Source organism: Sphingomonas sp. A2-49, from assembly GCF_025548555.1.
Classification (GTDB): domain Bacteria; phylum Pseudomonadota; class Alphaproteobacteria; order Sphingomonadales; family Sphingomonadaceae; genus Sphingomonas.
Genome location: NZ_JAJLPA010000009.1, coordinates 12,623 through 38,912 on the forward strand (window position 1 = coordinate 12,623; position 26,290 = coordinate 38,912).

24 protein-coding genes and 1 tRNA gene are annotated in these 26,290 nt (G+C 68.5%); 18 read left to right on the plus strand and 7 right to left on the minus strand.

Translation table 11 applies throughout. The annotated features are described in order from the left end of the window. The first annotated feature begins 33 nt into the window (after nucleotides 1–33). The 6 genes from LPN01_RS09565 to LPN01_RS09590 all read left to right on the plus strand — a co-directional run bounded on the left by LPN01_RS09565 (nucleotide 34) and on the right by LPN01_RS09590 (nucleotide 9,555). A complete protein-coding gene (locus LPN01_RS09565) occupies nucleotides 34–1,038 on the plus strand; it encodes an SIS domain-containing protein (protein WP_262828258.1) in 1,005 nt (334 codons plus the stop codon). Beyond that, nucleotides 1,035–2,171 (plus strand): N-acetylglucosamine-6-phosphate deacetylase, encoded by a 1,137-nt coding sequence (gene nagA / locus LPN01_RS09570; RefSeq protein ID WP_262828163.1) that lies wholly within the window; start codon nucleotides 1,035–1,037, stop codon nucleotides 2,169–2,171. Before LPN01_RS09565 ends, nagA begins: the two co-directional genes overlap by 4 nt. Then, on the plus strand, nucleotides 2,168–5,068 hold the full coding sequence (gene galA, locus LPN01_RS09575) for a beta-galactosidase GalA (protein WP_262828164.1): 2,901 nt from the start codon (nucleotides 2,168–2,170) through the stop codon (nucleotides 5,066–5,068). Before nagA ends, galA begins: the two co-directional genes overlap by 4 nt. 153 nt (nucleotides 5,069–5,221) lie before the next feature. Then, nucleotides 5,222–7,708 (plus strand): phosphoenolpyruvate--protein phosphotransferase, encoded by a 2,487-nt coding sequence (ptsP, locus tag LPN01_RS09580; protein ID WP_262828165.1) that lies wholly within the window; start codon nucleotides 5,222–5,224, stop codon nucleotides 7,706–7,708. Beyond that, a complete protein-coding gene (gene nagE / locus LPN01_RS09585) occupies nucleotides 7,705–9,408 on the plus strand; it encodes an N-acetylglucosamine-specific PTS transporter subunit IIBC (protein WP_262828167.1) in 1,704 nt (567 codons plus the stop codon). Before ptsP ends, nagE begins: the two co-directional genes overlap by 4 nt. A 73-nt stretch (nucleotides 9,409–9,481) precedes the next feature. Further along, nucleotides 9,482–9,555: transfer RNA gene (locus LPN01_RS09590), tRNA-Gly, on the plus strand. Here the strand turns inward: LPN01_RS09590 and LPN01_RS09595 are convergent. The 7 genes from LPN01_RS09595 to LPN01_RS09625 form a co-directional block, all read right to left on the minus strand. Further along, on the minus strand, nucleotides 9,521–11,140 hold the full coding sequence (locus LPN01_RS09595) for a recombinase family protein (protein ID WP_262828168.1): 1,620 nt from the start codon (nucleotides 11,138–11,140) through the stop codon (nucleotides 9,521–9,523). The two genes, LPN01_RS09590 and LPN01_RS09595, sit on opposite strands and share 35 nt — an antisense overlap. A 93-nt stretch (nucleotides 11,141–11,233) precedes the next feature. Then, entirely contained in the window at nucleotides 11,234–11,692 is a 459-nt protein-coding gene (locus LPN01_RS09600) for a hypothetical protein (RefSeq protein WP_262828169.1), read from the minus strand. Beyond that, complete coding sequence (locus tag LPN01_RS09605; protein ID WP_262828170.1) at nucleotides 11,689–12,039, minus strand: DUF4031 domain-containing protein; 351 nt, start codon at nucleotides 12,037–12,039, stop codon at nucleotides 11,689–11,691. Before LPN01_RS09605 ends, LPN01_RS09600 begins: the two co-directional genes overlap by 4 nt. Beyond that, entirely contained in the window at nucleotides 12,036–14,063 is a 2,028-nt protein-coding gene (locus tag LPN01_RS09610) for a DNA cytosine methyltransferase (protein ID WP_262828171.1), read from the minus strand. The genes LPN01_RS09605 and LPN01_RS09610 overlap by 4 nt, the downstream gene beginning before the upstream one ends. Beyond that, on the minus strand, nucleotides 14,060–14,875 hold the full coding sequence (locus LPN01_RS09615; RefSeq protein ID WP_262828172.1) for a hypothetical protein: 816 nt from the start codon (nucleotides 14,873–14,875) through the stop codon (nucleotides 14,060–14,062). Before LPN01_RS09615 ends, LPN01_RS09610 begins: the two co-directional genes overlap by 4 nt. Beyond that, complete coding sequence (locus LPN01_RS09620) at nucleotides 14,875–15,288, minus strand: hypothetical protein (RefSeq protein ID WP_262828173.1); 414 nt, start codon at nucleotides 15,286–15,288, stop codon at nucleotides 14,875–14,877. Before LPN01_RS09620 ends, LPN01_RS09615 begins: the two co-directional genes overlap by 1 nt. Nucleotides 15,289–15,371: 83 nt before the next feature. Then, nucleotides 15,372–16,073, minus strand: a complete 702-nt coding sequence (locus tag LPN01_RS09625; RefSeq protein WP_262828174.1) for a helix-turn-helix transcriptional regulator — start codon at nucleotides 16,071–16,073, stop codon at nucleotides 15,372–15,374. A gap of 84 nt (nucleotides 16,074–16,157) precedes the next feature. Here LPN01_RS09625 and LPN01_RS09630 point away from each other — a divergent pair, with 84 nt between their 5' ends. From LPN01_RS09630 to LPN01_RS09685, 12 genes are all read left to right on the plus strand, one after another. Then, nucleotides 16,158–16,424, plus strand: a complete 267-nt coding sequence (locus LPN01_RS09630) for a carph-isopro domain-containing protein (RefSeq protein WP_262828175.1) — start codon at nucleotides 16,158–16,160, stop codon at nucleotides 16,422–16,424. Next, entirely contained in the window at nucleotides 16,421–16,894 is a 474-nt protein-coding gene (locus LPN01_RS09635) for a phage regulatory CII family protein (protein ID WP_262828176.1), read from the plus strand. Before LPN01_RS09630 ends, LPN01_RS09635 begins: the two co-directional genes overlap by 4 nt. Next, nucleotides 16,891–17,163 carry a hypothetical protein gene (locus tag LPN01_RS09640; protein WP_262828177.1) on the plus strand — a complete coding sequence of 91 codons (273 nt, stop codon included), beginning with the start codon at nucleotides 16,891–16,893 and terminating at the stop codon, nucleotides 17,161–17,163. The genes LPN01_RS09635 and LPN01_RS09640 overlap by 4 nt, the downstream gene beginning before the upstream one ends. Further along, a complete protein-coding gene (locus LPN01_RS09645) occupies nucleotides 17,163–17,285 on the plus strand; it encodes a hypothetical protein (protein WP_262828178.1) in 123 nt (40 codons plus the stop codon). Before LPN01_RS09640 ends, LPN01_RS09645 begins: the two co-directional genes overlap by 1 nt. Nucleotides 17,286–17,376: 91 nt before the next feature. Next, a complete protein-coding gene (locus LPN01_RS09650; protein WP_262828179.1) occupies nucleotides 17,377–17,913 on the plus strand; it encodes a hypothetical protein in 537 nt (178 codons plus the stop codon). Next, on the plus strand, nucleotides 17,910–19,052 hold the full coding sequence (gene dnaN, locus LPN01_RS09655; protein WP_262828180.1) for a DNA polymerase III subunit beta: 1,143 nt from the start codon (nucleotides 17,910–17,912) through the stop codon (nucleotides 19,050–19,052). Before LPN01_RS09650 ends, dnaN begins: the two co-directional genes overlap by 4 nt. 2 nt (nucleotides 19,053–19,054) lie before the next feature. Continuing rightward, on the plus strand, nucleotides 19,055–19,846 hold the full coding sequence (locus LPN01_RS09660; protein WP_262828181.1) for a hypothetical protein: 792 nt from the start codon (nucleotides 19,055–19,057) through the stop codon (nucleotides 19,844–19,846). A 46-nt stretch (nucleotides 19,847–19,892) separates the two neighbouring features. Then, on the plus strand, nucleotides 19,893–22,721 hold the full coding sequence (locus LPN01_RS09665; protein ID WP_262828182.1) for a phage/plasmid primase, P4 family: 2,829 nt from the start codon (nucleotides 19,893–19,895) through the stop codon (nucleotides 22,719–22,721). A gap of 182 nt (nucleotides 22,722–22,903) precedes the next feature. Beyond that, a complete protein-coding gene (locus LPN01_RS09670; protein ID WP_262828183.1) occupies nucleotides 22,904–23,434 on the plus strand; it encodes a DUF6362 family protein in 531 nt (176 codons plus the stop codon). Nucleotides 23,435–23,605: 171 nt separating this feature from the next. Further along, complete coding sequence (locus tag LPN01_RS09675; RefSeq protein WP_262828184.1) at nucleotides 23,606–23,962, plus strand: HNH endonuclease; 357 nt, start codon at nucleotides 23,606–23,608, stop codon at nucleotides 23,960–23,962. Between the two features lie 72 nt (nucleotides 23,963–24,034). Continuing rightward, complete coding sequence (locus tag LPN01_RS09680; protein ID WP_262828185.1) at nucleotides 24,035–24,514, plus strand: hypothetical protein; 480 nt, start codon at nucleotides 24,035–24,037, stop codon at nucleotides 24,512–24,514. A 1-nt stretch (nucleotide 24,515) separates the two neighbouring features. Continuing rightward, nucleotides 24,516–26,285, plus strand: a complete 1,770-nt coding sequence (locus LPN01_RS09685; RefSeq protein ID WP_262828187.1) for a terminase large subunit — start codon at nucleotides 24,516–24,518, stop codon at nucleotides 26,283–26,285. Nucleotides 26,286–26,290 lie beyond the last annotated feature (5 nt).

Consider the following 26,290-nt stretch of genomic DNA (forward strand, 5'->3'; position numbering starts at 1 on the left):
GATACGATTGCCGAGACACCGGTCGCCACGCTGATGCGCGCCGAGACGCTGGAGGCGGGGGCGACCGTCGCCCGCCTGCTGGAGCGCAACCGCGCGAGCCTCGCCGAAGTCGGCGAGCGGCTGCGCGCCGCCGCGCCGGACGTCGTCGTCACCTGCGCCCGCGGATCGTCGGACCATGCCGCGATGTACGGCAAATATCTGATCGAGACGATGGTCGGCGTGCCGGTCGCTTCCGCCGCGCCGTCGGTCGCCTCGCTGTTCGACGCGCCGGTCGCCACCCGCCGCGCGCTGTGCATCGCCATCTCGCAATCGGGGCGCAGCCCGGACCTGCTCGCGACGGTGGAGGCGCAGGCCAAGGGCGGCGCGCAGGTCGTGGCGCTGGTCAACGACGAGACGTCGCCGCTCGCGACGATGGCCGACACGCTGCTCGCCCTCAGCGCCGGGCCGGAGAAGTCGGTCGCCGCGACCAAATCGTGCATCGCCGCGATGGCGGGTCTCGCGGCGCTGGTCGCGGCCTGGTCCGGCGATGCCGCGTTGCAGGCGGCGGTCGATGCGCTGCCCGCGCAGCTCGACCGGGCGGTCGCGCTCGACTGGAGCGCCGGGGTGGAACCGCTGGCGCAGGCGACGCAGATGTTCGTGATCGGCCGCGGCTATGGCTTCGGCGTGGCGCAGGAATGCGCGCTGAAGCTGAAGGAGACGTGCCAGGTCCAGGCGGAACCGTTCAGCGCGGCGGAAGTGCGCCACGGCCCGATGGCGATCGTCGGTGAAGGCTTTCCCGTGCTCGCGCTCGCGACCAGCGATGCCGCCGGCGACGACGTGATGGCGGTGGTCGAGACGTTCGCGGACCGTGGCGCGGCGGTGCTCGCCGCGCATGCCGGCGACGCGCGCGCGGTGCTGCCCGCGCTCGACGCGCATCCGGCGGTGCAGCCGATCCTGCTGCTCGCCAGCTTCTACGGCCTTGCCGAGGCGTTGTCGCGGCGGCGCGGGCTCGATCCCGACACGCCGCCACATCTGGCGAAGGTGACGCGCACGCTATGAGCGAGGCCTTTCGTTTCATCAACGGCCACGTCGTCGTGGCCGACCAGCTGTGGCGCGGTGCGGAGATCGTCGTCACCGGCGACCGGATCGCGAGCATCCGCCCGCTCGACGAGGGCGCGCGCGATTGCGTCGACCTCGATGGCGGCTGGGTCATGCCCGGCTTCATCGACACGCAGGTCAACGGCGGCGGCGGCGTGCTGTTCAACGACGATACCGACGTCGACGGCATCGCCGCGATCACCGCGGCGCATGCGCGCTACGGCACGACGGCGCTGCTGCCGACACTCATCAGCGATTCGCCCGAGCGGATCGCGCTGGCGCTCGATGCGGTCGATGCCGCGATCGACGCGGGCGTGCCCGGCGTCGTCGGCGTCCATATCGAGGGGCCGTTCCTCAACGTCGCGCGCAAGGGCATCCACGACGCCGCGCGCTTCCGCCTGCTCGACGCGGCGATGGTCGATCTGCTCGCGCGGCCCCGGCGGGGCGTGGTGATGGTGACGCTGGCACCCGAACTGGCGCAGCTCGACGATATCGCGCGGCTGGCCGCCGCGGGCGTCCGAGTGAGCGCGGGGCATACCGAGGCGTCCTACGACACCGCGCTTGCCGCGTTCGATGCGGGCCTCGCCGGCGTCACCCACCTGTTCAACGCCATGCCGGCGATGGTCCAGCGCAAGCCCGGGCTGGTTGGCGCCGCGCTCGACGATCCGCGGCCGTGGTGCGGGCTGATCGTCGACGGCGTCCACGTCGCGCCCGCGGTGCTGCGCATCGCGCTGCGCGCCCGCGGGATCGAGCGGATGATGCTGGTCACCGACGCGATGTCGTCGGTGGGCGCAAAGGACAAGGATTTCGTGTTGCAGGGGCGCCGGATCCGCGTTCGCGACGGCATCTGTTCGTACGAGGACGGCACGCTGGCGGGATCGGACCTCGACATGGCGGCGGCGGTCGCCAATGCGATGGGGATGCTCGGGCTGGAGCCGGTGGTGGCGGCACGCCTTGCCGCGGGCAACCCGGCGGCGTTCCTGGGGCTGGAGGCGGAACGGGGCACGCTCGCCGTCGGGCTGCGGGCGGACTGGGTGCAACTGACCGGGGCGATGGTGCCGGTCGCGACGACCATCGGAGGCAAGACGGCATGACGATCGACCGGCGGCAGCTTCTGGGGTCCGCCGGTGCCGGTCTGACGCTGGCCTTGCCCGGAACCGCCGGGGCCGCCGCGGTGGCGCGCAATGACTATGGCGCGTTGCCGATGCCGCTGCCGGGGGACGCGCTGCTGGCGCCGCTCCCGGTGGTCGACCCGTCGCGGACCGGTTTCGACACCGGCTGGCTGTTTCACGAGGGCGATCTGATCGTCCCCCCGTCGACCACGCACGAGGAAACCTATCTGCGCGCGAAGGCCGGCAACGCCCGTGGTGCCGCGGCGATGGCGTACGACGACAGCGACTGGCAGGCGGTGACGCTGCCGCACGACTGGGCGAGTTTCCAGCCGTTCGTCGAAACCGCCAATCCGTCGCAGGGCTATCGCCCGCGCGGGATCGGCTGGTATCGCCGGACCTTCCGCCTCGACCCCGCGGATCGCGGCCGGTATCTGGAACTGCAATTCGACGGGATCGCGACCAACGCGACGATCTGGGTCAACGGCAGCGTCGTCGCACACAATTGGTCGGGCTATAACAGCGTCTACGTCGACATCACGCCGTTCGCGCGGTTCGGCGACCAGACCAACGTCGTCGCGATTCGCGTCGACGCCGATGCGATGGAGGGATGGTGGTACGAGGGCGCCGGCCTGTATCGCCACGCCTGGCTGGCGCGGCGCGCGCCGGTGGCGATCGTCACCGACGGCGTCCATTGCGACCCGCGGCGGACCGGCGGCGCATGGACCGTACCCGTCACGGTGTCCGCGCGGTCGATCGCGGCGATGGCGGCGGAGGTGTGCGCGGTCGCCACGCTGGTCGATCCGGACGGCCGCAGCATCGCCACGGTGCGTTCAACCCCGGCGACGGTGCCCGCGCTCGGCGCGGTCGACCTTGCCCTAACCATCCCGGTGCCTTCGCCGCGGCTGTGGTCGGTGGAAACGCCGACGCTCTATACCGTCGCGGTGACGCTGGAGCGGGACGGGGCGACGGTCGACACCCGGCGCGTGCCCGTCGGCTTCCGCACCATCCGCTTCGATGCGGACCGCGGGCTGTTCGTCAACGACGCGCCCGTCAAGCTGAAGGGCGTGTGCCTGCACCTCGACCATGCCGGCGTCGGCGTGGCGGTGCCCGACGCGCTGCTCGCGTGGCGGCTCGAGCGGCTGAAGGAACTCGGCTGCAACGCGATCCGCTGTTCGCACAACGCGCCGGCGACCGCCTTCCTCGACCTGTGCGACCGGATGGGGTTCCTCGTCATGAACGAGAACCGCAACTTCAATCCGGCGCCCGATTACATGGCGCAGCTGGAATGGCTGGTGCGGCGCGACCGCAACCACCCCAGCGTCATCCTGTGGTCGGTGTTCAACGAAGAGCCGATGCAGGGCACCGCCGCGGGCGTCGAGATGGTGCGGCGGATGGCCAATGCGGTGAAGCGACTCGACGACAGCCGGCCAGTGACGGCGGCGATGAACGGGTCGTTCTTCAACCCGGACAACGTGTCCAGTGTGGTCGACGTCGTCGGCTTCAATTACTATCCGGGCGACTACGACAAGTTCCACGCGCTCAACCCGACCAAGCCGATCACCAGTTCGGAGGATACGAGCGCGTTCGAGACGCGCGGCGCCTTCGTCCGCGATGCCGCCGCGCACGTCGCATCGTCGATGGACGACGAGGCCGCGTCCTGGGGCGCGACGCATCGACAGGCCTGGGCGGAGATCGCGCGGCGACCGTTCGTCGCGGGCGGGTTCGTGTGGACGGGCTTCGACTATCACGGCGAACCGACGCCCTATGCCTGGCCGACGATATCGAGCTTCTTCGGCATCCTCGACCTCTGCGGGTTCCGCAAGACCGCCTATGACATCCATCGCGCCGGCTGGATCGACGATACCGCGGTCGTCGGCATCGCCCCGCACTGGACGTGGCCGGGGCGCGAGGGGCAGTCGGTGCCCGTGCTGGTCACCAGCAACGCCGAACGGGTCGTTCTCAGGCTGAACGGCCGTGTCGTCGGCGAGGCGGCGGTCGACCGGCTGATGGGCAATGTATTCACGATCCCCTATGCGCCCGGCACGCTGGAGGCGATCGCCTATCGCGGCGGCCGCGTCGTGGCACGGGCGGGGCACGAGACCGCGGGGCCCCCGGTCGCGCTGCGGCTGACCCCGGCGCGGCGGGTGATGGCGGGCGATGGCGAGGACGTGCAGCCGGTCACCGTCGATGCCATGGATGCGCGCGGCCGGCACGTGCCGACCGCCAACCTGCCCGTGCGGTTCGGCATCGAGGGGGCGGCGATCATCGGGCTGGGCAATGGCGACCCCAACAGCCACGAGCCCGAGAAGGGCGACGCGCGATCGCTGTTCAACGGGCTGGCACAGGCGATCGTGCAGGCCGATGCGGGCGGACGCGGGCGGATCGTGCTGCGTGCGACCGCGCCGGGCTTGAAACCCGCGCTGTTGCGGATCGACCGGCTCGCGGCGGCGCCACGGGCGCAGGTCGCCCCCGCCGCGGCGGAGCGGACGATCGACGCGTGGCGGCGCTCGCCGGTGCTGGCAAGCCGCCCCAATCCGACGCTCGCGCCCGCCGACGGCGACAACAACAGCTGGGCCTTCGTCCGCAGCGGTACCGCGACGCCCGCCGAGGCGGGCGCGGGTTGGCAAGTCTACCGGGCCCGCGTCACCCCGGTCCGGGCGATCGCCGCGCAGGGCGGCCGGATCGCCTTTGCCGCGATTGCCGGGCGTGCCGACCTCTGGATCGATGGGCGCAAGGTCGCGACCAAGACGGATGCGCACGAGGGGCCGATCGAGGCGGCGCTGCCGGCCGGCGCCGGCGAACGGATCGTCGCGCTGATCGTCCAGCCCGAACCCGGCCAGCCATCGGGAATCGTCGGACGGGTGGTGATACGACCATAGCCGGGAGATCGGGCGGCGCCTGCCACTGCCGGGCCGCCGCGGCCGCGTCAGGCGGCAGGCGTCACGAAAATGTCGCGAAATGGTATGCAATAGGTATTGTCACGATCCGGACGTGCGATAGACTGCCGGGCGGATGACGGGGAAGATCGGCGAATGACGGACGTGCAGCTGGTGGCGCCAATCGCCGGATGGGTCCTGCCCCTGGCCGCGGTGCCCGATCCGGTGTTCGCGGACGGCATGATGGGGCCGGGGATCGCGATCGATCCGACCGGCAGCACGCTGCACGCGCCCTGCGCCGCGACCGTGCTGACGGTGCACGATGCGGGGCATGCGGTGACGCTGGACGCGGGTGACGGCGTTTCCCTGCTGATGCACATCGGCGTCGATACCGTGGCGCTCGGCGGGCATGGCTTCACGCCGCTGGTCGCGCCCGGCGATGCGGTGGCGGCCGGCGATGCGCTGGTCCGGTTCGATCTCGACGTCATCGTGCAGCAGGCGCCCTCCGCCATCACGCCGGTGATCCTGATCGAGGGGCCCGGCGTCGCGCTGGCCGACATGGCCGCGGAGGGCATGATCGCGGTGGGCGATCCGCTGCTGCGCATCGTCCGGGCCGGGCGCGGCGAGGCCGCCCGCCCTGTCGACGGCGCGTTCGTCCGCCGCGACATGGTCGTGCTGCTCCCGCACGGCCTGCATGCCCGTCCGGCGGCGCGGATCGTCGCCGCGGTGCGGGCCAGCGGGGCGGAGGTGACCGTGCGCAGCGGCGAGCGCTCCGCCTCCGCGGCGAGCCCGGTGGCGTTGCTGGCGCTCGGCCTTGCGGCCGGGGCGCCGGTGACGATCGAGGCGCGCGGCGCCGAGGCCGCCCGCGTGATCGAGGCGGTCGCGGCGCTGCTCTCCGCCGAGGTCGACGCGTCGCCCGCGCCCACCGCTCCGCCGGCCGTCGAGGCCGCACCGCTGGAGGCGGGTGCGCTGCGCGGCGTGTCGGCGGCGCCCGGACTGGCAGTCGGCCCGGCCCATTGGCTGCGCATCGCCGCGCCCGATCTGCCGACTGCGGGCGAGGGCGTCGCGGTCGAACAGGAGCGGCTGGCGGCCGGGCTGGCGGCGGTTGCGACGGCGCTCGATGCCGCGATCGCGACGCCGGGGCCGATGGCCGGGGTGCTCGCCGCCCATCGCGCGATCCTCGACGATCCCGACCTGCGCGCCCGTGCCGACGCCGCGGTCGCCAACGGCATGGCCGCGGCGGCCGCGCTGATGACCGCGGCGGAGGCGCAGGAGGCGCAGCTGCGCGCCACCGGCAACGCCCGCATCGCCGAGCGCGCCGACGATATCCGCGACGTCGCGCTGCGCGTCGTCCATGCGATCCTGGGGACGCAGCCCGGCGCCCAGATCGTGCCTGCCGGCGCGATCGTGCTGGCGGACGACCTGTTGCCATCGCAACTGGCGGCGCTGGCGACGGCGCGGGTCGGCGGGTTCGCGGTGCTGCGCGGCGGTCCGACCTCGCACGTCGCGATCCTCGCGGCGGGGATGGGCGTGCCGATGGTCGTCGCCCTGGGGCAGGGGATGGCGGCGGTCGCCGACGGGACGCCGCTGATCCTCGATGCCGATGCGGGGGCGGTAATCCCCGATCCCGCCCCCGGCAGGCTCGTCCAGGCGCGCGCCACGATCGCGGCGCGGGCGGCGGCGGAGGCGGCGGCGCTGGCGGCGGGCGACCGGCCGGCGGCGATGGCCGACGGGCTGCCGATCGCCGTATTCGCCAACCTGGGCTCGGTGGCGGATGCCGAAACCGCCGCCGCCATGCGCGCCGAGGGATGCGGCCTGCTTCGTACCGAATTCCTGTTCCTCGACCGCACGACCGCGCCCTCGCTCGACGAGCAGGCGGCGGACTATCGCGGGGTGATGGCGGCGCTGCCCGACCGGCCGGTCGTGATCCGGCTGCTCGACGTCGGCGGCGACAAGCCGGCACCCTATCTCGCCATCCCGGCGGAGGACAATCCGGCGCTGGGCCTGCGTGGCATCCGCGTCGCGCTGGCGCGGCCGGAGGTGCTGGAGACGCAGCTGCGCGCGATCCTTGCGGTGCCCGACGTGGCGCTCTGCCGGATCATGGTGCCGATGGTGACCGGGATCGAGGAAATGATCGCGGTGCGCGCGATGCTCGACCGGCTGCGCGATGCCGACGGCCTGCCGCCCGTGCCGCTCGGCGCGATGATCGAGACGCCCGCCGCCGCGGCGACCGCGGACCTGATCGCGGCGCACGCCGATTTCCTGTCGATCGGCAGCAACGACCTCACCCAATATGTCCTCGCGATGGACCGCGGCAATCCCGCGCTCGCCGCCGGTCTGGATGGCCTGCACCCGGCGGTGCTGCGGCTGATCGGCATGACATGCGACGGCGCCGCGACGCACGGGGTGCCGGTAAGCGTGTGCGGCGGCCTCGCCGCCGATCCGCTCGCCGCACCGATCCTGATCGGGCTCGGCGTGCGCACCCTGTCGGTTCCGCCGGGCCGCGTTCCCGCGACGAAGGCGCTCGTCGCCACCCTGACGCTGCCCGCGGTACAGGCGCTCGCCACCGCCGCGCTCGCCGCGCCCGGCGCCGGCGCGGTCCGCGCGCTTGCCCGCCGCTTTGCCGAGGAGACCGGACGATGACCACGCCCGCGCAGCCGTCGCGTTTCTCGCTGATGGCGTTCCTGCAACCGCTCGGCCGCGCCCTGATGCTGCCGATCGCGGCCCTGCCGATCGCCGGGCTGCTGCTCCGGCTCGGCCAGTCCGACATGCTCGACATCGCCTTCCTCAGCGCCGCCGGGGATGCGATGTTCGCCAACCTCGGCCTGTTGTTCGCGGTGGGCGTCGCGACCGGCTTTGCCCGCGACGGCAACGGCGCCGCCGCGATGGCGGGGGTCGTCTGTTTCCTCGTGGCGACCAATGGCGCACAGGTGTTCCTGACGGTGCCGGCGGCGACGCTTGCCGGCGTGCCCGCGGCGCTGGCCGCGGGCGTGACCGCGGCGTGGAGGACGGCCGCGATCGATCGGCTGGAAGTACCGATCGGTATCGTGTCCGGACTGGTCGGCGGCCTGTTCTACAATCGCTTCTCGACCCTCAAGCTGCCCGATTATCTCGCGTTCTTCGGCGGCCGCCGCTTCGTGCCGATCATCGCCGGGGTCGCCGGCCTGCTGATCGCGCTGGTGCTGGGGCTGAGCTACGCGCCGATCAATGCCGGCATGGACGCGCTGAGCCGCGGCGTCGTCGCCGCGGGCGGGTTCGGCCTGTTCGCGTTCGGCGTGCTCAACCGGCTGCTGCTGGTGACCGGGCTGCACCACATCCTCAACAACGTCGCCTATTTCGTCGTCGGCGACTATCACGGCAAGACCGGCGACCTGACCCGTTTCTTCGCGGGCGATCCGACCGCGGGCGGGTTCATGAGCGGGTTCTTCCCGGTGATGATGTTCGGCCTGCCCGCCGCCTGCCTCGCCATGTACCACACCGCCGCGCCCGACCGGCGCAAGGCGGTCGGCGGCATGCTCTTCAGCCTCGCGCTGACCTCGTTCCTCACCGGCGTGACCGAACCGATCGAGTTCAGCTTCATGTTCCTCGCGCCCGTGCTCTATGGCGTGCACGCGGTGCTGACCGGGCTGTCCGAAGCGCTGATGAACGCGCTGGGCGTCAAGCTCGGCTACGGCTTCTCCGCCGGACTGTTCGACTATGTCCTCAACTTCGGCAAGGCCACCAGGCCGTTGCTGCTGGTGCCGATCGGCGCGGTCTATGCGTTCGTCTATTACGTGCTGTTCCGCTGGACGATCCTGCGCTTCGACCTGCCGACGCCGGGCCGCGAGGCGGTCGATGCCGGGCCGGCCGCGCCGGCGGTGAGCGGCGACGCGCGCGCGGCGGCGTTCGTCGCCGCGCTCGGCGGGTCGGCCAATCTGCGCAGCATCGACGCCTGCGCGACGCGCCTGCGGCTGGCGGTGGCCGACGCCGGCGCGATCGACGAGCCGCGGCTGCGCCAACTGGGCGCGCGCGGCGTGCTGCGGCCGTCGCCGACATCGGTGCAGGTGGTCGTGGGTGGCATCGCCGACGGCTTGGCGATGGAGATGCGCGCTTGGGCGGACGCCGGCCATCCGGTCGAGGCCGCGCCGGCGCCGGCGCCGGCCGCGGCCGCGGTGGCGGTGCCGGGGGCGATGCTCGCCGCGCTCGGTGGCGCGGCCAACGTCACCGCGGCGACGCGCCACGGCGGGCGCCTGCGGGTGACGGTGGCGGATCGCGCGCGCGTCGATGAGGCGAGGCTCGCGTCCGGTGCGCGCGGCATCGTGTGGGTGGCGCCGGCCACGCTGCACGTGCTGACCCGCGATTGATCGCGCAACACCGCTTGCCACACCGGCTCGCGGCGATTAGTCAGTCCGCGTTCGCACCGCCTGACGGTGCCGCGCGGGTGTAGCTCAATGGCAGAGCAGAAGCTTCCCAAGCTTACGACGAGGGTTCGATTCCCTTCACCCGCTCCATCGTTATCGTAATCGGTTTAGGAGCGGCATTGCCGCCGGCGATTGCGAGCATGGCTGCAAGGCGACCCTCCACACTGATGTCGACGCCGCGACCCTCCGCGGCTGGGACGAGCACGATCCGGTCGATCATGGAGCGCAGCTTCGGGACGGCCTCGGCCTTCGCCTCCGGGTCAGCGAACATGGCGTGCAGCTCCTCCACCTCGCGGCGGTAGGATGTCACCACGGCAGGATGCAGCGCGACCACGGGAAGCGCCTCCATCTCCAATAGCGCCTCCTGAGCAGCATCGCGCTCGGCGCGGGCTTGCTGGAGTGCTTCGCGCACCTCGGCGAACTCGCCGGCGCCGGCGCTGATCGCGGCGACCAGACGGTCGACCTTGCCGGACGCCTCTGCCAGCCGCCGCTCGTAGCGCGTGCGATTCTGTCGCTCCTCCCGCAATCCTCGGGCGCGGGCCTCGTGATATTCCTTCACGAAGATCGCAACGAGGTCAGGATCGAGCATCTGCGCGCGCAGCCCATGCAGCACCCGATCCTCATAGCGAGCCGTCGAAACCGTGCGTTCATTGGCGCAGTTGTTGCCTTCCTTGCGGCCTCCGCACGCCCAATAGCCGTTGCCCTTAACGATCCAGCCGCTGCCGCAGACGCCGCAGACGCCAAGCCCCGACAGCATGTGCTTAGGACGGCGCGCCTGCTGCGGCTGCGGAGTCCCATAGCTGCCGCGCCCTTCCTGGACGGCCTCCCAAAGGGCGTCATCGATGACGCGCAACGAGGGCACCTCCTCGATGATCCAGTCCGAGGGCGGGTTGGGCCGGATGCGCACCGATCGTGTGACCGGCTCGACGATCTTCGATGTCCGATTGTGGATGATGCGGCCGATGTAGAGCTGGTTCTGGATCAGACCATTGCCCCGCGTCCTATCGGCCGCGATCGTCGTAGCCTTCCACGCACCGCCGCGCGGGCCGGGGATGCCGTCGGCGTTGAGCCGCTGCGCGATGCCGCGCGGACTGATGCCGGCGGCATACTCGCGGAAGATGCGACGCACGATCTCCGCCTGCTCCTCGTCGATGGCGCGCAGACCGCGGACGGGGCGGCCGTTCGGATCAATGCGGTTGGCGGTTCGATAGCCATATGCGATGCCGGCCGGGCTGCGGCCTTGCGCCACGGTGCCGCGCTGGCCGCGCTTGATCTTGGCGCCGAGCTCCTTGCGAAACTGCGCGTCCATGAGGCCTTTGATCGTCCCGGTAAGGTTCGTGACCTCGCCGTCGGAAAGGGTGAAGAGCCGCGCTCGGGCGAACTGAAGCCGCTCGCGGATCGCGAAGCTGTCGCCCTCATGCCGAGCGATGCGGTCGGTCGATTCGGTGAGCACCTGCTCGACGCCGCCTGCCTCGACCCGCGCCAGCATGGCGGCAAGGCCGGGGCGCTGCGCCTCGCTGATCCCGGCCGCGCCGCTGATGGCGTAATCAGTATAGACGTCGACGATCGTCCAGCCTTCCCGGTCTGCACGATCGCGACAGACCGCAATCTGATCGTCGATCGACCGGCTATTCTGAAGCTGGCTGGAGAAACGGGCGTAGATGACGGTCCGCACGGGTCGGGTCCTTAGGTCGCGAGGCTGCTATGTCCCGCGCGGCTGCTGCCCGCGCAAGGGCCTTCACCAGATCGATGAGGGCAGGGTCGTGCTTCATGCGGCCCTCGCGAGCGCCTTCGCCGCGGCCGATCGCTCGACGTCGACGATATGGACGATCCACGCCGCCCCTGCGTGCGTCCGCTGGTGCCACGCCAGCGCCCCGTAGAGCTCGGCCAGCTCCTCGGCGCCAGCGTCACTCGGCTTTCGGGCGGCGATGACACGCTGGCGATCTGCTGCGCGGCCCAGCTCGGCCGCCATTTCGAAATTGAACGCCCCGAATCGGTCGGTCCGCTCATCGAACGCCGGGCATGCTGGTTGCCCCTTGTCGAAGACCCAACGCCATTGCTCGGCGATGCATCGCGCAAGGTGGAGGCCGCGATCGGCATCTTCTGCCGTGATCTTCCCGGCTGTTATCGCGGCGGGATAGGCGTCCTCACGAGCGCGCAGCAATGTCACCGCTGCACGTGCGCAGAGGTGGCGATGCTGGGGTGCGGCGTAGGGAGGGGCGTTCACAGCAGCCGATCCTGCTTGGCTTGGGCGCGGCAGATGGCGACGCGATCGAGCATTTCCCGTGCCCGTAAGCGGACGACCTCGTTCTCGTGCTCAAGCCGGAGCCTGCTTGTGTGTTCGACGGGGCCATATTTGTCAGTCAGGATGGCGCCATTGGCGATCGCTTGGGCCTTGACGCTCAAGCTGATGTCGTAATGCTCCCATGAAGCCTTTGGCGGCGCCTGGAACCATGATCGGCGCAGGCCAAGCCCCTGAGCCGCGGCATGCAGTTCTTCGGTGGTATCGGCCCACATGTGGCACATCACCATGCGTCCAAAACGATGGCGGACATCATCGACATAGACAGTCATGCCGCCACCTCGTGCGGCTGCTCGACTGCGCAAAGCGCCGGCAGGTTCGCGCGGACCAGCGCCTCGGCCATGTCCGGACAGACGCTGTTGCCAATCATCCGGATCGACGAGCTGATCGACAGCGGCTGAGGCGTCTTGAGTTTGCGCCACGTGCCGTCCTTCCGTCGACTGACGTCGCACAGCGGTGCGAGCTGATAGTCGGGCGGAAAGCCCTGTGCATTGGCCAGCTCGCGGCGCGTCAGCATCCGCATGCCAATGTCGACGATCACATAGGTCACCGCGTCGATCGTCACCGTGACAACGGCGAATCGCGGCAGCGTCGTGATAGTGTCGAGCGGCCGATCCGCGGCCTGCGCCTGACCGTCGCCAGAACCGTAGTATTTCACGAGGAAGGCGGCGACCTGGACGGCCCGCGCCAGCTGCTCAGGCGGCAATGCGTCGGCGTCGACCATCGTCGTCTGCACCAGGCGCTGATGAGCGCCGGCCGTAGTGATCGTCGACACGGGCTTCTCGATCGGGTGCCCGATGCGACCGGTGTTCGCCTGCTCCATGTGAGCGCAGACGACAGCGTGGTGCTGGCCTTCGGACGTGACCGTCTTCGCTGGCTGGTCCGGCTCGCCGCGACCACTGTTCGTTTTCGACGTGTAAAAGTGCGACAGGAACGCCGTCACCGCGCCATGGCGTGGTGCACCCGCCATCACGGTGTCGAGCGGCTCGGAGGCCGGACGCCCGCAGCTGTTCTCGCTGAACTTTTCCAGATGGCCGACGACCAGCCCGTGCTTGCCGCCGCCTGCGGTGATGGTGCGGGCGGGGACGTCAAGGTGTGGCACCCGAGGTTGTTGGCCGGGACGCTCGCCATAGCCCATCGTAATGAGGGTCGCAGCGGCCACGCCCAGCGGTGTTGCGCCGGCGGGCCGGGCGCTGTGACCGTTGGCCGTCACCGTCGGCATTGGGTTGCCGGCATCGCTGCCGATCGAGCCTGTCCGGAACTTGGTGACGTGCGGCGCAAGAGTGACGGTCGACCGCGCGAATTCGCCGCCATTGGCCGTGGTGATCGTCCGCATCGGATCGCCGGGGCTGTGGACGCGAGTCGGATCGCCCGTATGGGTGATCGGGACGATCGCGGCGTCGGCGACCGCATATTCCTGCTGCGCCGTTGCCGTGCGGAGCGGATCCTGTGGATCGAAGACGCGAGCAGCGCGCGTATTGGTGAAGGCGGTGCCGACGACGAACGGCGTCGCCGCATTGACAACGTAGCGCATGACACCGTGCGCAATGCGACGATGCGTCGCCTCCTTCAGCGGGCGCTTGCGGTCGAAGATCGAGGGGCAGGGGATCGACCAGTCGATGCACTCGGCCGCCGTCCTCCATGGTAGGCGTTGACCGGACACCACCTCGGGCGTGCCGGGCTTGCCGTGCGTCGGTGCGGGCCACACGATCGGCAGGCCGTCCCGGCGGGCGATCAGGTAGAGGCGCTTGCGGCTGGTCGGGGCGCCGTAGTCGCAGGCGCGCAGCTCGCGATGCTCGACCTTGTAGCCGAGCCGGCGCAGGCGGCGGCACCACAGGTCGAACTCCTCGCCGCGGCGTTCCTTGATCGGCTGGCCCTCGGCGTCGAGCGGGCCCCACTGGCGGAACTCCTCGACGTTCTCCAGCATGATGACCTGCGGCGCGCCGCGGCCGTTCGGCGTCGCTTTCAGCAGCCGCTCGGCCCAGTGCACTACGACCCATGCGAGGTCGCGGATGTTCTTCTCGCGCGGCTTGCCGCCCTTCGCCTTGCTGTGGTGCTTGCAGTCCGGCGAGAACCAGGCGAGCGCGACCGGGGCCCCACCCGTGGCGTCGAGCGGATCGACGGCGAGGATCGATTGGCAATAGTGCTTGGTGGAGGGGTGGTTCGCGATATGCATCGCTACCGCCTCGGGATCGTGGTTGATCGCGACGTCAGGTTCGCGACCGATCGCGCGGGCGAGGCCGGTCGAGGCGCCGCCACCACCGGCGAAGTTGTCGATGACGAGCGGACGCATCATGCTGCCACCTCTGGTGCTCGGATCGAACCAGTATCGACGAAGCGCCGGAGCAGAGGGATGAGGGCTTCGGCGTCTTGACGCGTGAGGTGTGCCCTGCCGCCGTCCTCGCCATCGCCGCCCAGCCAGATGGCCTCCTGCGTGGCGAGCGAGCTGTCCTGGATGCTCCAAGGCTGATCATAGAGGTCGACGCTGCGTGCCACAGCGAAGCCACGCGTAGTCGTCCTCACCTGCAACGAAGGCTTCGTGCTTTCGGGTATGATATCCTGCCCGGCCACCAGTTGATGATAGCGATCGAGGAACGCCTCCTCCGCCATCTCCGGCCGCCACATGCGCAGGTTGACCGGCGCCGGAATGACGCCGCCAAGGACGGCCCAGCCATCAGCATGCGGCGGCATGATCTCCGACTGCTCCGCTGCAAGCATCGCGAGGTCCGCGTGCTTCACCTCTGGCGCATCCATGCCGTAGATTCGGAACCGCGCCGCGATCGCGTCCTCGACGCCGCGTTCGATCTGCTTGTAGTCGGGCAAGAGCGATTTCAGCGGTCGGGTGACGTCGCCGATGAACGCCTCGGCGGCATCGTGCATTAGCGCGGCGAACCGAAGGTGCTCGGGCACGATGTAGCTGGTGTGCCAGCTATGCTCGGCGACCGAATAGAAGGCATTGCACTGGCCGGCGTAGCGGCAGGTGTTCGAGAGGCCGTGTGCGATGTCCTCGATCGTGAACTGGCTGCCCCATGGGTCAAGCAGATCGAAATAGGCTCCGCTGTGGAGCAGGATCGTCGGCCCCTTGGCCGTCTTGATGCGGCTGTCCATCACAAGACCCCCGCAATGAGCGCGAGCGCCGTCGGCACGCCGACCCAGAGCGCGAGCGCCGCGGCAACCATGATCATGGCATTGCGCATCGCGCGATCAGCACGGGCCTCCGCCGCTTCCCGCATCGCGATCAGCCTAGGTGCGGCAGAGACCGGGCGGCGCGCGAGATCATCGACGGCGCGCGCGCGGCGGACGACATCGCGCAGGCGGCGCGCGGTCGGGTCGGGCTCGGCAAGCCATGTGCCGAAGCTACCGATCTCGCGCTTGCCGACGTGCTCCCGGATCGTGCGCGGCGTCGGTCCCATCGGTGAGGGGCGCGGATAGGCGGTCAGGTCGAGCGGCGTCGCGCCCGGAAGGTCCGCGGCATGGCGCCCGAAGGCGACCGCATCGTCTGGCAGTGTGGCAAGATGCACGGCGTGCTCCCATCGGGCGGGGTGCCCTGATGTGAGCCTATGTGCGGTTTAGCCGTACACTGTCAAACGGTTTTTCCGCACAGCTAGATCCGACGGACGATCGCTACCACCCGACCGATTAGGAAAGCCTCCCCGTCGTATGCCTGGATCGGACTTACGGCTGGGTTGTCACTATTAATCTGCATACCGCCGTCAGGAAGTATCCGGACGCGCTTGATCATACTAAAGCCGCCGTAACTGACAGCCCATATTCGATCCTGCTGCCGCACCGAACGTTGTGACCGATCGATGATCACGATGTCCTGATCCAGCAAGGTCGGCATCATAGAATCGCCATCGCCGCGAGCGACGAATAATTGGCTGGCCGGAGCACTGGTCAGCGACGAGAGCCATTCGCGCGAGAAGGGAACTTGCCTCACGATTTGGTATTCGCCGACTTCAGTGCCGCCGCCCATCGAGTACCCTACCTCGATTTCATCTAACATAACCGCGTCGAGCTGCTGGGCGATCTGATCGCTCTCGCTCTCTGGTGCGTGCTGCTCATCGAAGCCTGCAAGAGCCAACACGTCGCGACGTTCAATGCCGCGATCTCCGAATATTTGAGCTAACTGGCGCGCGAGCGGAACGGGAAGAAACGGTTTCTTAAAGCCGTTTGGGTCCTCGTAAAAGGCGTATGATGACGGCGGCATATCAAGCGCTTCCGCAGTCGCGCGCACCGATATTTTAGGGTTGGTTGCCTCGCGAAGGCGCTTCAGCAGGGTCGCTATAGGGGTCTGATCGGCCATATCCTCGTCTTGCGGAAAAGTCGCACATTGTCTGTGCGGTTTTCCCGTTGACGAATGTACGGCTGTGCCGCACATAGCGTTGCCATGACGACGCTCTTCGACAAATTCGGCGGCATTCGCCCGATGGCCGCCCATCTCGGCGAGGCGCCCTCGACCGTCCAAAGCTGGAAAAATGCCGGCCGGGTTCCCGCTGGCCATCAGCACCGGGTGCTCCAAAAAGCAGGAGAACTCGGTCTGGCCGTTACGGCGGAGGACGTCGTGTATCCCTTGAGCATGGCGCCGGAATGCCCGGTGGGGCGTGCCACGTCAGCCGGAAAGGCGGATGAAGTTTCCGATCGGGCATCCGCATGACGCCGGAAAAGGCGCTGTTGAAGCGCGCAACCGCGGAAATGATCCGAGGCGTTGGCGGCTTGGAGGCCGGGGCCGGTTTCACCCGTGTCGGCAAGTCGATGCTCGCTGAATACGGCTCGCCGAATAAGGCAGACTGCTTCGCGCCGATCGACGTTGTCGCCGATCTCGAACCGCTGGCACGCGAGCGCACCGGCTGGCCGCACGTCACGCAGGCGCTGTGCAAGGCGATGGGTGGGACCTTTGTTGCCGAGCCGGATGTGCCGGCGACGAATGCAGACCTCCTGTCGATGATGTCGCAGCTTTCCAGCGAGTTCAACGACGCGACCCGTGCTGTCTGCGGCGGTCTTTCTGACGGCAAGTGGTGTCGGGAAGACGCCGCACGCCTGGAACGCGAGCTCGACGACGTCATCCGCGTCGCCGTTCACATGCGGGCGGTCGCCCGCTCCACCAGCGAGGGAGCAACATCATGAAACTGCATCTGCCGGCGATTCCGCCGAACGAAGGCGCGCGCCTCCTCGCCCGCCGTATCGCGTCCGCCTACAAGGGCAATCTGCCGTTCGCCGCGCGCTGCATGCATGTGTCGGCAGTGACGCTGCAGACCCTTGTCGACGGGACGCTGATCCCTGGCGAGGAACTCGTCCGCGATATCGCTTGCGTGACCGCGCACGGCATCGGTCGCCTGGACTGGCGTTCGCGGCCGGCCGGTGGCTGGTTCGATGCAGATCGGATCGCCGCCTGATGTTCAAACAGATCACGCGCGGGGTTCTGACCCTTTTCCTCGCGCGTGCCGGCGAGGTGGCTCCTGTGGCCCCCAAGACGCGTCCCGCCTCGCCGGATCTCTACGCGGTGCTTCATGGCTAGGCCCGCGTCACTGACCATGCACGATGCCGACGGGCGCGTGTGTGCCGAGGAGGCGGGGGTGTACCCCCGAGCCTCCGTCTCCTCGGGTCCGATGTTCGACGAGGTCAGCGGCCTCGTCGCCGGCGTCGATCGGATCAACGCCTGGCTGGCCGTGGCCAAGCCGGGCGATCGTTTCATCTATGCGAGCCGCTGTGGTCTGCCTCGGACCTCCGCTGGCGCCGCGCGCATGCGCGACCTCGCCAGTCGTAAGGTCGTGTTGCTCGTCCAGGTGCGGTCGACGCTCGATCCAAGCCGGCTCAACTACACCGCCGTCCGGACGGCCGTGCCCTGCGCGTTGTCCCGTATCGTCCGGCCGCGCCTAACGGCTGCCGTCGAGCCGATTGCCGACGGCGAGGCCGCGGTGGTCGACGCGCTACTGCCGGTGCTGGAGCGGTTCGCCCGCCACGGCCGGCCGTGCCCGACCGACCGCCAGCTCGCCGCCAAAGCCGGGCTCACCGAGGATGCCGTCAAGGCCGGCCTCGAAGCCATGATCTCCACGCATCTGATCCGCGTCCAGGGCTGCGCTGCGCCGACCTACCGGCGGATCATCATCCTATCCAACGGCCTCATCACAGGGATCGCCGCATGACGAAGAAGCAGGCGCAGGCGGGCGAACCCGCGCGCTCGTTCGAGATAGACGCGCCATCGCTTCGCGCCGCGCTCGCCGATGTCGCCGGCGTCGTCGAGAAGCGCAACACGATCCCGGTCCTGTCGAATGTGCTCATGGTGGTGACGCCAAGCGCGCTGACCCTGACCGCGACCGACCTCGAAGCGTGGGGCGAGCGACATGTCACGCTCGACGGGACGGCCGATGCCATGTCCCTCACGGTCGAGGCGGACGTCCTCAACCGTATCGCCAAGAAGCTGCCGAGCGAAGCATCGGTCCGATTCGCGTACGCCGATGGCAAGCTGACCGTATCGGCGGGCCGGTCGCGGTTTTCGCTGCCGACGCTGCCGATCGAGGATTTCCCGGTCCTGCCGAGCAAGGACTGGGATGCCGAATTCGAGATGCAGGCCATCTACCTGTCCGGCGCGCTGTCGACCGTCGGTTTCGCCGCGTCCACCGAGGAGACGCGCTACTACCTGGGCGGCGTGTTCATGCACGCGCCGGAAGGCGCCGATCTACGGTTCGCCGCCACCGATGGCCATCGCCTCGCGCGCGGCGTGATGGCGTTGCCGGATGGTGCCGAGGCGCTGCCCGACGTCATCATCCCCCGCAAGATCGTCAAGGTCCTGACCTCGCTGCTGGATCGCCACGAAGGCCAGATCGAGGTCCGCGTCTCCGCCACCAGTCTGCGCTTCGAGATAGGTCAGACGGTCGTTCACTCGAAGGTGATCGACGGGACGTTCCCGGATTACACTCGCGTGATCCCGTCGTCACATACCTCGCTGCTGAAGGTGGATCGCGAGCAGCTCGCGGCGTCGGTTGCGCGGGTCACGACCATCTCGTCGGACAAGACGCGCGCGGTGAAGATGGTGCTCGACAAGGACATGATCGTCCTGTCGGTCACTAGCCCGGAGAACGGCACCGCCGTCGAGGAACTGTCCTGCGACTATGTCGGCCCGGCGCTGACGATCGGCTTCAACGCCCGCTACCTCGGCGAGGTGCTCGGGCACCTCAACGCCGACCAGATCGAGGCGACGTTCACGGACAGCGCCGGACCGGCGCTCTGGCGCGATCGCGAAGGCGCCAACGCGACGTTCGTCCTCATGCCGTTGCGAGTCTGACGATGGCGCACGCCAGGCTCAACCTCGCGCGTATGCTGTCGTGGATCGAGCAGAAGCTCGACGCGGGGCAGCCGACGCCAACGGACGCCGAGATCTGCGAGCTGTTCGGCTTCGACAGCACAGAGTCGGCGCGCACGTTGCTCGCCGAGCTCGCCGACGCGGGCAAGATCACGATCAAGGGATACGGTCCCGACCGCCGCATCGCGCTCGGCCGCGCGAAGGGCGCCATCGCCAGCGTGGGTCGCGTCGCCCCCGCCGTGAAGAAGGCCGACGTCGAGGTCGAACGCGCCGCGGCCCGGATCGCAGAGATCGTCCAGCGCGGCCGCAAGAGCTCGAAGGCGGTGGTCGCTGAGAATGCCGCGGCGCTGCTCAAGACCGTCGCCACAGCCCCGGCCGAGCCGAAGCCGGCACCACGAAGTGAGAAGGAAGCCGTCATGCCCGCAAAGTCGATTCAGATCCCCGCCTCGGCCGACGACGTGATCGTCGCGATCGAGGAGCATGCGCGAAAGCACGACGTGTCGCTCGGGCTAGCCACGGCGAGCCTGGTCAAGCGAGGTATGTCAGTGGTTGGCGGCTTCGACATCAGTGAAGTGCCCCCCGCGCAGCCAACGGCCGCCATGGCGATCGATCAGCTCGAGCTCGGGGCACTACTCGCCGAGATCGTTCGCCGTGTGGACGAGCAGGCGCGCGCGCCGGATCTATCGCTTGAACTGGCCGACATGACGGCGCGAGCAGAGGCAGCGGAAGTGCAGCTCGCGCAGGTCAAGGCCAAGGTAGAAACGCTGTTCGCCTGATCGACGTCACCGCGGGCTGATGCTCGCGTCCGGGGGTATCCAGTAAGTGTCCAGCAATCACCCGTCGCTCTCGCCCATGGGGCAGGCGGCGATAGCATTCGCGCGCCGCGGTTGGCCCGTCTTCCCGTGCAACGAGAAGAACGGCCGGCCGCTGGTTGGCGGCGACCGGGACGGGGAGGGCAAGCCCATCCCGAACACGGGCGGCCTGCACAAGGCGACGTGTGACGTCGACCAGATCGCATCCTGGTGGCGCAAATGGCCTCGCGCGCAGATCGGCCTGCACAGCGGCGCCGGCGGCCTGGTGCACATCGACTTCGATCCCCGCAAAGACGAGATCGTCGATCCGCACACCGGCGAGATCGAATATGACGAATGGACTGTCGACCGGCTGAAGGCCGCACTGTTGGCGCAAATGGGCGTGCCGCTGCCGCCGACGCTTGCATCGCTCACGCCGTCTGGTGGCGAGCACCATTGGTTCGTGATGCCCGACGGCGAGCCGATCGGGAACAGCGGTGCGCTGCCTCGCCACATCGATGTACGCGGACAGGGCGGCTACATCATCGCTCCGCCGTCCGTCCGCCTGGGCGATCTCGACGAGGGCGGCAAGAAGGGTCCGGGCGCCTATAGCTGGCTGCATGGGGACTGGACCGATCCGAGCGCGGTCCTGCCGGCGCCGCCCGAACTCGTACGCATCCTGCGCGACCGTACGAAGGCGACGTCGGAGCGCAAGCCGCACGCGCCGCGCGGCGAGCTGCTGCCGGTCCGCGGCGACGTCGACGACGCGCAGCGCCGTTACGCGCTGCGGGCGATGGACGAGGAACTGTCCGAACTCGAGCGCACGCCAGAGGGTGGCGGCCGGCATGGTCGGGGGCGCAACTACGGTATCTACCAAGCCGCGCTGAAGCTTGGCGGGTTCGTGCTGGCGGGCGCGCTGCGGGAGTCCGTCGTCCGCGCCGGCATCGAGGCGATCGTCCGCGCCATGCCAAACAATGGTGACATGGCAGGCGCCCTGGCCGCGATCGACAATGGGTTCGAGAATGCCAGCCCGCGCGATCTCAGCGCCGTAGGCGCTCAACAAACGCGCGGACGCGATAGCGGCCGCTCCTCATCGGGTAGACCGCCCGGTACCGCGGCCTCATCCTCCCATTCTTCCCCCCCGCCCCCTGATCACACTGATCAGAAGCAAAGCTCCCAAATGGGAGCCGAAGACGGTCGTGGGATCGGAAAGGGGGCAGGGGGCGAGGATCTGGCGCGGGAATGCGCGTTCTTGCCGCAGACCGACCTCGGCAACCTGCAGCGGTTCCTCCGGCGCTACGGCCGCAATTTCCTCTACGTTGAGCAATGGGGCTGGCTGGCGTGGGATGGCCGTCGCTGGAACCGGGACATGGCGGTTAGCCTGCTCGGCCGGGCGGTGCAGGACACCGTTCGTGCCATCCAGGACGAGGCGGCCGTCGTCCGCGAAAGCGGCATCGCCACCGATCCGCCGGCGGACGCCGACGAGGCCGCGATAACGGCGCACGAGGAAGCGCAGCGCGGCAAGCTCGATCGCATCGTGCTGGTGAAGCGTGACGGCACGATCGTGCTGCTGTCCGAGACGATCTCGAAATGGGGCCGGACTTCGGAAGGGGCCGGGCATATCGCCAGCCTGCCGAAGATGGCCGAGGCGCGCATCACGGCACGACCGGCCGATTTCGACGGCGACCCGCTTCTCGTCAACATGGCCAACGGCACCCTCGTCTTCGCGCGGGGCGAAAACGGCCAGCCGGCGACGGTGCGATTGATCGAACCGCGGCGGAAGGACCTGATCACCAAGATCGGAACGGCCGCCTATGATCCGGCTGCCAAATGCCCGACCTACGACGCCTTCCTCGCGCAGGTGCAGCCGATGGAGGAGATGCGCGGCTTCCTCGACGTGTGGGCCGGCTACAACATGCTGGGCGACGCGTCGGCGCAGAAGATGGCGATCTTCTACGGCGAGGGATCGAACGGCAAAGGCGTCTGGATCAACACGAAGCGTGCGATCCTCGGCGACTATGCCTGGTCGGCATCGATCAACACCTTCATGGAGGCCGATCGCTCCCGCAAGGGATCGGACGCAACGCCCGACCTCGCTGCCCTCGCCGGCCGACGCATGGTCTACGCGAACGAAGCGGAGGAAGGCTCCAAGCTATCCGACGGCCTGGTCAAGGAGCTGACCAGCGACGAACCCAAGGGCGGCGTGCGCGAGCTGATGAAGCCGCCGTTCGAACTGATCATCACGTTCAAGAACACGATCATCGCCAACAACAAGCCGCGGATCGGCACCGACCACGGAATCCGACGCCGCATGCAGCTGGTGCCGTGGGGCGTCATCATCGCCGACAAGGATCAGGATCCGCTGCTGAAATCGAAACTGGTGAAGGAAGCGGACGGCATCCTGAACCGGATGGTCACCGGCGCCCTGCAATACCTGTCGTCAGGTTTGCCGATGCCGGAAGCGATCAAGGAAGCGACCGAAGCTTACCTCGATGAGAATGACATCCTCGGCAAGTTCCTGGCGCTGTGCATAGAACGCGTGCCCGGCGAGACGTTGGGTTCGAGCGCGCTCCACGAGCTGTTCGCCGCATGGCAGACCTGGGCGCAATTGCTTCCCGCAAGCGGTAAGCCTTGGTCGCCGAAGTATCTCGCCACTCAGCTGGAGAAGAAGAGCTTCAAGAAGCGCAAGTCGAGCTCGATGGTATGGGGCGACATCTGGCCGCTCTACAGCGCCACCGATTTCGTCCGCGAGGGCCGGCCGGTCGAGACCGACCTCACGCCGCCACGGCACAAAGACGGTACCGGATCGCCCCCCGCACCCCCGTTTCCGGGTGACGACGATGACATCCTTCCACCTTGATCCTCCCACGCTCCCAAGTTTGGGAGGATCGCACTCGGCCGGGAACCGCGGTTTTCTGCGGGGTTGGGAGGGTGTGGGAGCTTGGGAGCCAAATCGCACCCCCTTTCCGTAGCGCGCAGGCGCAGGCGCACACACGACCATCTATCCGCATTCTGCCTCCCACCCTCCCAAAGGACCTCTAAGTGATTGATAAATCATCATTCTATCCTCCCAATCTTCCTCCCATGGATGGGAGGGATGGGAAGGACCTTCCTGTCGAGAGATACCTGTCGTTCGACGAGGTGCAGGACCGGCTCGTCGAGGCGGTGCTGACGTGTTGGCGCTACCCTGACCGTGAGCGCGGTTGGCAGACGCTGCGATCGGCATGGCCTGAGATCAGCCGCGATGTGTGGGCCGGCGACTATGACGCGCGTGGCGGCGACGGCGACAGCGCGCCGCTGCGGGCCGCCGCCATGACGCGAGCGGACGTCGATGAGATGGAAGAGGCGTTCGGGTGGCTGAGCGCCGTCGACCCTGGCGACCGCAAGCTGATCGCCCGCGCCATCGTCCAGCTGGCACGCGGTAAGCGTGAGGTGTCCTGGGTCGAGATGCTTCCCCGATTGGGGCTCGATCATGGTGCCGATGGGCTGCGGATGCGCTACGCCCGTGCCATCAACGCGATCTGCGCCTCGCAAAGCGGCGGAAATCCTAGCCGCAGCGTGTCAATGGGCTAAAGTTGCTCGATCGAACATTTTCCCTGTTCGCCTATGCGACGAAATCGGCCTATTTATTGACACGCTGGGTTGGGCCTTCGGACGCAACACGGTGACTTCCTCTCCTGATCCCACCTCGACGGGCGGCGCGGCTTCGGTCACGCCGCCCGTCGCCGTTTACGGATGTTGCATGTGGCCAAGCTGACCAGCCTGCGCCCGCGCCTCGGCGGCCTCCGCCCCCGACTGACGTCCGTTCCGATGGACAGGCAGGCGTTCGATCGCCAGCGCGACCAGCGCGGCTGGCGCAAATGGTACAAGACGGCACGCTGGCAGAAGCTGCGCATGTCGATCCTGCTGCGCGACTTGTTCACCTGCCAGTGGCCGGGCTGCGGTCGGGTCGAGGCGGACACGTCGCAGCTGGTCGCTGACCATCGCAAGCCGCACCGCGGCGACGAGGCGTTGTTCTGGTCCGAGGGTAACCTGTGGTGCCTGTGCAAGCCGTGCCACGACAGCCTGAAGCAGCGCGAGGAGCGTCTCGGCGACGGGTAGGGGGGGGGGGGTGAAAAGTCCGGAACGGGCGGCCCGCCTAGACCGCTAGTCCTCTCATCTGGAGATTTTTTTTTGGCCGACGCGGATTTTCGGGAGGTCGACCTGTTCGGCGACCCGATTATGCCGCGCCACGAAGGCCGTGGGCGGCCGGAGCATATTCGGACCCTCGAAAACTCGAATAAGGTGCTGCTGGGCTTCGCGCGCGGCCTGACGGTCAAGGAAGCGGCAACAGCGATCGGGGTCTCGGTCCCCACGCTGCGCAAACATTATTCTTCCGAGGTGGCGCAGCGTGACGCGGCGGCAGTCCGGTTCGAAATGGTCCAGCTTCACCGCCTCAACGAAGGGGCGAAGGCCGGAAGCGTGTCCGCCGAGAAGGAATTGGGACGGCGGCTGGAGAAGGCCCGGATCGAGGTGCTGTCAGATCAGGTGTCGCGGAACGCGCGCGCGCCGAAGCCGGAGAAGCTCGGCAAGAAGGCTGCGATGCAGCGAGAGGCGGACGAGCTGCGCGGCCAGTATGAAGCGCCGCCTCCCCCGCCGGGACTGCTGAACTGACATGCTGGCGCTGGCGACGCAGCCGGTCTGGACGACTGCCTGCCCCGATTGGGAGCAGCGGATCGTCGAGCGCCGCTCGCTCGTGCCGTTCGCGCCGCTATTCCCCGACGAGGCCGCCGCGGCGCTCGACGTCTTTAAGTCGCTGCGGATGGTCGACGTGGCCGGCCAGCCGACGTTCGGCGAGGCGTGCGAGCCGTTCGTGTTCGACCTGGTCGAGGCGATCTTCGGCGCATACGACGCCAACAGCGGCAACCGGCTGATCGAGGAATTTCTCCTCCTGATCAGCAAGAAAAACGGCAAGTCGACGATTGCGGCCGGCATCATGCTGACCGCGCTCATCCGCAACTGGCGGCACGGCGCATCGCTGAGCATCTTGGCGCCGACGCAGAAGGTCGCCGGCAATAGCTTCGGACCCGCGGCCGCGATGGTCCGGGCCGATCGCAAGCTGCTCACCATCCTGCAAGTCATCGACAACCAGAAGTTGATTAGGCATCGCAAGACCGGCGCCGAGCTTCAGGTGATCGCCGCGGACAGCGGCACGGTTGGCGGCAGCAAGGCCGGGTTCGTCCTGGTCGACGAGCTCTGGCTCTTCGGCAAGAAGGCCAACGCCGAGTCGATGTTCGAAGAGGCGACCGGCGGGTTGGCGTCGCGGCCTGAAGGGTTCGTCATCTATCTGACGACGCACAGCGACGAGCCGCCTCGCGGCATCTTCAAGGACAAGCTGGACTATTTCCGGGGCGTCCGCGACGGCACGATCGACGATCCGCGCAGCTTCGGCATGCTCTACGAGTGGCCAGAGCAGATGCGCGAGGACGAGGCATACCTCGATCCGGCAAACTTCTACGTGACCAACCCGAACATGGGCCGGTCGCAGTCGGTCGCCTTCATCACTCGCAAGCTGCGGCAGGTGAAGGAAGGCCGCGGCGAGGACGGTGACGACTCCATCCAGATCGTCCTAGCCAAATATCTTAACGTCGAGATCGGACAGCGGCTGGCGCGCGACCGTTGGTCGGGGACACCCTACTGGCCGCAGTGCGCGATGCCGGCGCTCAGTCTCGATGACCTGATTGCGCGGAGCGAGGTCATCGTCGGGTCCGTCGACGGTGGTGGCCTCGACGATCTGCTCGGCCTCTGCCTGATCGGCCGCGAGAAGGGCAGCCGGCGATGGCTAGTGTGGGCGCATGCGTGGGCATGGTCGATCGTCTGGAAACGGCGGCAGGATATCGCGTCGAAGCTCGACGAGCTCGTCGCCGAAGGGTCGTTGACCCGATGCGAGATGCCGGACGATGACGATCTGACCTCCGTCCTCGAAGGGGACGGCGAGGTCGCCGAGGTCACGGATCTGACGGAGGACGTGCAGGGCGTCGTCGATGTGCTGGTGCGCATTCGAGATGCCGGTCTTTTTCCGCCGCAGGAGGCAGTCGGTCTCGACCCGGCTGGCGTCGCGGCGATCGTCGACGAATTGGCCCGTCAAGGCTTCGACGACAACATGCTGAAGGCGATCCCGCAAGGATGGCGGCTAAGCAGCGCCATCAAGGGGCTAGCCCGAAAATGCGCCGCCCGGACGGTCCGCCATGGCGGCACGGCGCTGATGACGTGGTGCGTCGGCAACGTGAAGCAGGAGGCCCGCGGCGCGAGCGGCGTAGCGATCACGAAGCAGTCGCCAAGCGCCAAGATCGATCCCGCCGCAGCCATGTTTTCGGCTGCCATGCTCATGAGCTTGAACCCCGAAGCCGTCGGCTCCTTCGACGCGATGGCAATGATCGGCTGACCTGG

Coding starts and splice junctions, on each gene's coding strand:
- LPN01_RS09625 (WP_262828174.1), bottom strand. CDS start 16,073: ATGGCCGATCAGACCCCTATAGCGACCCTGCTGAAGCGCCTTCGCGAG.
- LPN01_RS09660 (WP_262828181.1), top strand. CDS start 19,055: ATGGCGCACGCCAGGCTCAACCTCGCGCGTATGCTGTCGTGGATCGAG.
- LPN01_RS09605 (WP_262828170.1), bottom strand. CDS start 12,039: ATGACTGTCTATGTCGATGATGTCCGCCATCGTTTTGGACGCATGGTG.
- dnaN (WP_262828180.1), top strand. CDS start 17,910: ATGACGAAGAAGCAGGCGCAGGCGGGCGAACCCGCGCGCTCGTTCGAG.
- LPN01_RS09685 (WP_262828187.1), top strand. CDS start 24,516: ATGCTGGCGCTGGCGACGCAGCCGGTCTGGACGACTGCCTGCCCCGAT.
- LPN01_RS09635 (WP_262828176.1), top strand. CDS start 16,421: ATGACGCCGGAAAAGGCGCTGTTGAAGCGCGCAACCGCGGAAATGATC.
- LPN01_RS09645 (WP_262828178.1), top strand. CDS start 17,163: ATGTTCAAACAGATCACGCGCGGGGTTCTGACCCTTTTCCTCGCGCGT.
- LPN01_RS09565 (WP_262828258.1), top strand. CDS start 34: ATGCGCGCCGAGACGCTGGAGGCGGGGGCGACCGTCGCCCGCCTGCTG.
- LPN01_RS09630 (WP_262828175.1), top strand. CDS start 16,158: ATGACGACGCTCTTCGACAAATTCGGCGGCATTCGCCCGATGGCCGCC.
- nagA (WP_262828163.1), top strand. CDS start 1,035: ATGAGCGAGGCCTTTCGTTTCATCAACGGCCACGTCGTCGTGGCCGAC.
- nagE (WP_262828167.1), top strand. CDS start 7,705: ATGACCACGCCCGCGCAGCCGTCGCGTTTCTCGCTGATGGCGTTCCTG.
- LPN01_RS09640 (WP_262828177.1), top strand. CDS start 16,891: ATGAAACTGCATCTGCCGGCGATTCCGCCGAACGAAGGCGCGCGCCTC.
- LPN01_RS09615 (WP_262828172.1), bottom strand. CDS start 14,875: ATGGACAGCCGCATCAAGACGGCCAAGGGGCCGACGATCCTGCTCCAC.
- LPN01_RS09610 (WP_262828171.1), bottom strand. CDS start 14,063: ATGATGCGTCCGCTCGTCATCGACAACTTCGCCGGTGGTGGCGGCGCC.
- LPN01_RS09650 (WP_262828179.1), top strand. CDS start 17,377: ATGTTCGACGAGGTCAGCGGCCTCGTCGCCGGCGTCGATCGGATCAAC.
- galA (WP_262828164.1), top strand. CDS start 2,168: ATGACGATCGACCGGCGGCAGCTTCTGGGGTCCGCCGGTGCCGGTCTG.
- ptsP (WP_262828165.1), top strand. CDS start 5,222: ATGACGGACGTGCAGCTGGTGGCGCCAATCGCCGGATGGGTCCTGCCC.